The sequence below is a fragment of the Frankia sp. CgKIO3 genome, from assembly GCF_977946435.1.
In genome coordinates this window covers 1-6,476 of the sequence record NZ_CDWTMO010000201.1, presented here as the reverse complement: position 1 = coordinate 6,476, position 6,476 = coordinate 1, and the positions used below count along the sequence as shown (strand labels likewise).

The 6,476-nt window shown below is 68.2% G+C and carries 7 protein-coding genes and 1 pseudogene; 7 read left to right on the top strand and 1 reads right to left on the bottom strand.

What is annotated here, in order from left to right; all coding sequences use genetic code 11:
* Positions 1 to 542: 542 nt before the first annotated feature.
* The 3 genes and pseudogenes from AC08OJ_RS17715 to AC08OJ_RS17705 all read left to right on the top strand — a co-directional run bounded on the left by AC08OJ_RS17715 (position 543) and on the right by AC08OJ_RS17705 (position 1,867).
* Complete coding sequence (locus AC08OJ_RS17715; RefSeq protein WP_476594311.1) at positions 543 to 863, top strand: putative quinol monooxygenase; 321 nt, start codon at positions 543 to 545, stop codon at positions 861 to 863.
* 130 nt (positions 864 to 993) lie between these two features.
* Positions 994 to 1,404 (top strand): annotated as a pseudogene (locus AC08OJ_RS17710) (NAD(P)-binding domain-containing protein); the annotation flags it as partial.
* A 169-nt stretch (positions 1,405 to 1,573) separates the two neighbouring features.
* Complete coding sequence (locus AC08OJ_RS17705) at positions 1,574 to 1,867, top strand: NAD-binding protein (protein ID WP_476594312.1); 294 nt, start codon at positions 1,574 to 1,576, stop codon at positions 1,865 to 1,867.
* 108 nt (positions 1,868 to 1,975) lie between these two features.
* Here AC08OJ_RS17705 and AC08OJ_RS17700 read toward each other — a convergent pair whose 3' ends face one another.
* The gene (locus AC08OJ_RS17700) at positions 1,976 to 2,485 is read right to left on the bottom strand and encodes a hypothetical protein (protein ID WP_476594310.1); all 510 of its coding nucleotides are present in this window, start codon (positions 2,483 to 2,485) and stop codon (positions 1,976 to 1,978) included.
* Positions 2,486 to 3,348: 863 nt separating this feature from the next.
* Here AC08OJ_RS17700 and murI point away from each other — a divergent pair.
* From murI to rdgB, 4 genes are all read left to right on the top strand, one after another.
* Positions 3,349 to 4,251, top strand: a complete 903-nt coding sequence (murI, locus tag AC08OJ_RS17695; protein ID WP_476594309.1) for a glutamate racemase — start codon at positions 3,349 to 3,351, stop codon at positions 4,249 to 4,251.
* On the top strand, positions 4,248 to 4,994 hold the full coding sequence (locus AC08OJ_RS17690) for an MBL fold metallo-hydrolase (protein ID WP_476594308.1): 747 nt from the start codon (positions 4,248 to 4,250) through the stop codon (positions 4,992 to 4,994). Before murI ends, AC08OJ_RS17690 begins: the two co-directional genes overlap by 4 nt.
* A gap of 70 nt (positions 4,995 to 5,064) precedes the next feature.
* Positions 5,065 to 5,808, top strand: coding sequence for a ribonuclease PH (gene rph, locus AC08OJ_RS17685; protein ID WP_476596321.1), 744 nt, complete (start codon positions 5,065 to 5,067; stop codon positions 5,806 to 5,808).
* Positions 5,805 to 6,467 (top strand): RdgB/HAM1 family non-canonical purine NTP pyrophosphatase, encoded by a 663-nt coding sequence (gene rdgB, locus AC08OJ_RS17680; RefSeq protein WP_476596320.1) that lies wholly within the window; start codon positions 5,805 to 5,807, stop codon positions 6,465 to 6,467. Before rph ends, rdgB begins: the two co-directional genes overlap by 4 nt.
* Positions 6,468 to 6,476 lie beyond the last annotated feature (9 nt).

The window sequence follows — 6,476 nt, the reverse complement described above, 5'->3', positions numbered from 1 at the left end:
TCCGTAGACGATGAAGGAGTGAATCGTCAGAGTAACTAGGGCGCCGACCTTTCCTACGTCCCGTCGGAGTGCGGTGCAGCGGCCAGCCGTCAAGGGATTTCCGTTCACGAGCCAGTGAACACAAGTCTCTCGAATTTGAACTACGAGTCGATGGAAGAAATCAGGCTGTGGCCCGCCTGCCGCGAATCGCTATGCTGGCCGGGTGGCACGTCCCGGTCCACGGCGCCGGGGACCTGAGCGCGACGCGGGTCGCCTCGGCCAGCGGGAACTATCACCAGATCCAGCCTTGAGAGAATACCATCGGGTACCGTTCATGACGTTCATATCGGCTTTGATCGACAGAATCTGCTGTACATCGGCATCCTGCCGTCAAGGTCCGGATGGCCCGTCCCGGGCTGCACAAGGCAGCCGATCTCAGGCCGCATCGATGTGGCCAGGCTCTCAGGCCACCATTAGAGTGATCTCCTGGATGCGGTAACAGTACGTCGCAAAGCGACAGCGCCCCGCCATATCCCTGTCGCAATACCTTGAGGAGGAGATCCATGTTCGGTCTGACGGTGCGGTTCGAGGTACGCCCGGACACGGCGGACGCGTTCGACGCGTTGGTGGCCGAGACGGTGCCGCTGATCGCCGCCCACGAACCCGGGACCTTGATCTACACTACCCATCGGGTGGCCGGCGACGACAATGCCCGGCTCTTCTACGAGCTCTACCGCGACCGCGAGGCGTTCGAGGATCATGAGGACCAGCCGCACATCCACCACTTCGTCGCCGAGCGGCAGGATCTGCTCACCGGTCCCCCGCGTATCGAGTTCATCACACTGACCTCGGGCACCGGGCTTCCTACGATGACAGGCGCCTGAGAACCCGGCACCTGCCGGTCCGTTCTTCACACGCCCTGGGCCGGAGCCGCTGATGCCGCTTGGCCCAGCCCAGCCGGGCAGGAAACCCGCGTCGGCGGACCGTCCGCCGACCAGGCCAGGAGGGTGACGCATGAAGATCGGTTTCATCGGACTCGGCGGCATGGGCGGCGCCATGGCGCGCAATCTGATCGACGCCGGCCACACCGTGCTGGCCTGGAACCGCTCACCGGATCCCGTCACCGAACTGGCCGCCGCCGGTGCGGTCCCCGCCAGCATCTCCGAGGCGTTCGCCACCGGAATCGTCCTCAGCATGCTGGCGGACGACCAGGCCGTCACCGATCGTCTGCTCGATCCGCGGGTGCTGACCGCCGCGCCGGCCGGAGCACTGCATGTGAACATGGCCACCGTCAGCACCGCGCTGGCGATCCGGGCTCGGCGTGAGCACGCCGAGCACGGGCTGCGCTACCTCGCGGCTCCCGTCTTCGGCCGGACCGACGCCGCCCGCGCCGGCAACCTCACCATCGTGACCAGCGGCGATCCGGACGCGATTGCCGAGGTTCAGCCCCTGTTCGACGTCCTCGGCCGGCGAACCTGGACGGTCGGCGACGCGCCGGAACACGCCAACCTGGTGAAGATTCTGGGCAACTATCTAATCGCCTGCAGCATCGAGACGATGGCGGAGGCGAGCGCCGTCATCGACGGCCGGCGGGATAAACCCGGCCACGTTCATCGAAGTACTCACCGACAACCTGTTCACTGGCCCGGTCTTTACCGGCTATGGCCGCATGATCGGAAACCGGGATTACGAACCCGTCAACTTCCGTCTCCCGCTCGGGTTGAAGGACGTCCAGCTCGCGCTGGCCTCAGGGCTGGAACGGAACGTTCCGCTGCCTTTCGGCGGCGTGCTGCGGGACGCCTTCGTCGACGCGCTGGCGCACGGCCAGACCGACCAGGACTGGGCCGCGGTGGCCGAGACGGCCCGCCGACGCGCCGGGCTCGCCTGATCCACGGCGCCGGGCCGCCACTGCACCGATCTCAACGAGCGCAGCACGGACGGGATGTACCTGGCCGAGGACTGTACCCTTGGCCGATCGGTTCCCGCATGGGCGTCACTACGGCTGGCGGCTGTCGTCGTGGTGCTTCTCTGGCTCCGCCGGCACCGGGCCGGACTGCGTGGCCCGGTGATGCGGTCCGGTATCGGCGGACAGCAGGCCGGGCATGGATGCTCCGGTAAGAGCGGGCGGCGAGAAACCCGCGCCACGGCGGGCCGCGGAACCATACCAGCGGTCGTCGTCGAAACCGCTCTCGTCGTCGCTGCCGTCCGGACCGTCCCCGCCGGCGTAGTCCCAGCTCGACGACCAGTTGTCCGACGAGGACTCGACGGAGGCATCGGAGGCGTCCGAACTCGCCCAGTCGAACTCACCACGACCGAACACGAACAAGCCACCCATCGGACGATTCTCCGGTATTGAGCGGTGCACGGACACCGACGCCGACGCCGAGCCGACGACACGCGGGATCACAAGCCAGGCAGTGATGTTGACCCCCACGACGACGAGGATGATGACAATCGGGACCAGATAGCTGTACTCAGGCGGCAGCATGACGGCAAGCGCCGTCAACCCTCACACCAGGAGGGCGACGCCCGTGGAGATCGCCGCGAGGAGCCGGGCCATAGGCATGTTCCTATCGCCGTACGGCCAGCGACGCCCCCGATCGACGTCAACCCGACAAGCCAGGAGGACGGTTTGGTGACGTGCATCCCGCTTGCACCATCCGTCCTCACATCATGGGCCGATCTCACATGCTCGGAGAGCCACCCGACCGCGGCCCTCCGTATGTGGCCACGTGCTGACGCCCCCCGCTCCCCCTGGATGGCTTCACGGCTGGACGGCAGCAAGACCACCGCATGACGTCAGCGTAGAAGCACGGGGCGACCTCGGGAATCGCGTCGCATCGGCACCCGGAGACGGCCCGGAGACATCGAGGATGCGACTGGGGTGCCGCGGATCGGGGACGGATGGGAACGACCCGGACACCTCAGCCGCGTCCTCAACATACCTGTTCGATAGCTAGTAGTCACTGATCGATTACAGGTAGTTCTAGCCTACACCCCGTTTGGCGTGCCTGTACCCGTATGGCGTACCCACCCGGGCACGGCTCCTCGTGGACGATCGACAGACGGACCACGCGTTTCCCGCGATACATCGACGAAAGATCGCGTTCCGGACCGGACGGAGGTCATCGGGCGATCCAGCGGACCGGGACGATTCCCGGATGTCGAACCGGCCACACCCCGGCCCCTCGCGGCACGCGGACGCCTTCACCTGGGTAAACAACGAGGTATGACGCACAGCGATGCGCCCAGCTCAGCGGGGCGAGATGATCCTATGTCGGACACGCGAGGACTGTCCGGGATCGGACAATGGTTCCGTGACAACAGCCACAGGGTGAGCATCGGGTTTCCGGCTTAGTCTGATCGCTCATGAGCGGCGCGCCAATCGGGGTGTTCGACAGCGGGGTGGGCGGTCTGACTGTGGCGCGCGCCATTCTGGACCAGCTCCCGCATGAGCCCCTGGTGTATCTCGGGGACACCGCTCGGGCACCTTACGGCCCGCGGCGGATCGCCGAGGTGCGTCGCTACGCGCTCGATGCCCTCGACCGGCTCGTGGACGAGGGCGTGAAACTGCTGGTCATCGCCTGCAACACGGCAAGTGCCGCCTGCCTGCGCGACGCCCGGGAGCGTTACGACGTACCGGTCATCGAAGTGATCATGCCGGCGACTCGCCGGGCGGTCGCGGCGACCCGCAGCGGGCAGGTAGGCGTCATCGGCACGCTGGCGACGATTGCCAGCCGCGCCTACGACGACGCGTTCACCGCCGCCGCGGGCGTGGAGCTGACCGGTGTGGCCTGCCCGACGTTCGTGGACTTCGTTGAGCGGGGTATCACCTCTGGGCGGCAGTTGCTCGGCCTGACCGAGGCGTACCTCGCACCATTGCAGGAAGCCGGCGTAGACACGGTGATACTCGGATGTACACATTACCCACTGCTGACAGGGGTAATCGGCCTCGTGATGGGAGAGGGCGTCACTCTGGTGAGCAGTGCCGAGGAGACGGCCAAGGACACCTACCGGGTACTCGTCCGGCATGGGCTCTTCCGCGATCCGGGCCTTCCGCCGCCCACGCACCGGTTCCTCACCACGGGTGATCCAACCTTGTTCAGCCGGGTGGGACGCAGGTTCCTCGGCCCCGAACTCGTCGGCGTCGCGGCGATGTCCCCGCCTGTTCCCGCCGCGCGGGCCACAGTCACGCCTCCAGCCGCCTGGGCCGCCCGAACCGGGGCGGACCAGGAACCCTCCTCCCAGCAGAGCCCGGTGGTGCCACGGTGAAACTGACGATCCTCGGCTGTTCGGGCACGTATCCCGGCCCGACGTCGGCCTGTTCGTCCTACCTTGTCGAGTCGGACGGGTTCCGGCTCGTCCTCGACGCGGGCAACGGGTCCATGGGTGAGCTACAACGGCACTGCGACCTGCGTGAGATCGACGCGGTGCTGCTCAGCCACCTGCACGGCGACCACTGCCTGGACCTGGTGGCCAACTCCTACGCGCGGCGGTACCACCCGGAGGGCATGCCGCCCAAGCTCCCGGTCTACGGCCCGATCAACACCCAGGAACGGCTGTGCGGAGCGTTCGAGAAATGGCCGGACGACAGCCTGGCCGACATCTACGACTTCCGGACCATCGGCGCCGGCTGCCTGCACATCGGGCCGTTCCGGATCGATCTCACCCGGGTGGCCCATCCAGTGGAGGCCTACGGCGTCCGCCTCACCGCCGACGATCGGGTACTGACCTACTCGGGCGACACCGGGGCGTGTGACCGGCTGGTCCGCCTCGCCACCGACAGCGATCTCTTCCTCTGCGAGGCGTCGTTCCTCGACGAGGAGGACAACCCCCCGGACCTGCATCTGACCGGCCGGGAGGCCGGCGAGCACGCCCGGCGAGCCGGTGTGGGCCAGCTCGTGCTCACGCATCTTGTCCCGTGGGGGAACGCCGCCCGTTCCGAGGAGGAAGCGGCCGGCGTGTATGACGGCCCGCTGACCCTCGCGAGCCCCGGCACCGTCTACGAACTCTGAGAACTCTGACGGACCGCACCTCCGCACCTCGGCGCGCGGCCGGGTCGCCCTGGGCCGATAGTGTCGCGGCGTGATACGAGCGGATGGCAGGAGACCGGACGAACTCCGGCAGGTGACGATCCTGCGGGGATGGCAGGAGCATGCGGAGGGATCCGCGCTGGTCAGCGCGGGCCGGACCAGGGTGCTGTGCGCGGCCTCGGTAACCACGGGGATCCCGCGCTGGCGCAAGGGCAGCGGCCTGGGCTGGGTGACCGCCGAGTACTCCATGCTTCCGCGGGCCACCGACACCCGTAACGATCGCGAGTCCGTGCGCGGCCGCATCTCCGGGCGGACCCACGAGATCTCCCGGCTGATCGGCCGCAGCCTGCGTGCCTGCATCGACCTGAAGGCCCTCGGCGAGAACACCATCGCGATCGACTGCGACGTGCTGCTCGCCGACGGCGGCACGCGCACCGCCGCGATCACCGGCGCCTACGTCGCGCTGGTCGACGCCGCCCGCTGGCTCAGCAGGCCCGACGCGATCACCACGAGCGTCAGTGCGGTCAGTGTCGGCGTGGTCAAGGGCGAGGCGATGCTCGACCTGGCCTACAGCGAGGATTCCACCGCGGACACCGACATGAACGTGGTGTGCACTGGGGCGGACGGTTTCGTCGAGGTCCAGGGCACCGCCGAGGGCACCCCGTTCGACCGGACGATGCTCGACAGCCTGCTCGACCTTGCAGTGCGTGGATGCGCCCAGCTCACCGCGATCCAGACCGAGGCGTTGCGCGGCCCGGTTCCGGCGGGGCCTCCTCGCCCGGGAGGTGCTCGATGAGCGCCAAACACCACGGATCGACCCGGACGACGAAGGTGGTCCTCGCCAGTCGCAACGAGGCGAAGCTCGCGGAGCTGCGCCGCCTCCTGGCGGCCAGCGGCCTGGCCGTGGAACTGGTGGGCCTGCCGCCCGGCAAGGAGGTACCCGAGACCGGGACGACCTTCGCCGAGAACGCGCTGATCAAGGCGCGGGCGGCGGTCGCGGAGACCGGGATGCCGGCGGTCGCCGACGACTCCGGGCTCGCCGTCGACGAGCTGGCCGGGATGCCGGGGGTGCGTTCGGCTCGATGGTCGGGCCGGCGCGACGGCACCCGGGTCGAACGGGACACCGCCAACAACACCCTGCTGCTCGCGCAGCTTGACGACGTCCCAGCCGACCGGCGCCACGCCGCCTTCGTCTGCGCGGCGGCCCTGGTCACCCCGGACGGCGTCGAACGGGTCGCCCACGGCGAGCTACGTGGCATCCTGCTGACCGAACCTCGCGGCGCGGGCGGCTTCGGCTACGACCCACTGTTCCTGGCCGACGGTCAGACCCGGACGAACGCCGAACTGTCCGCGGCGGAGAAGGATGCGATCAGCCACCGCGGCCGAGCCTTCGGTGAACTGGCCCTGATCCTCGGCGAAGTCCTCGCTGCCCCACTCACCCCCGCCACCGACTGAATCCCAACC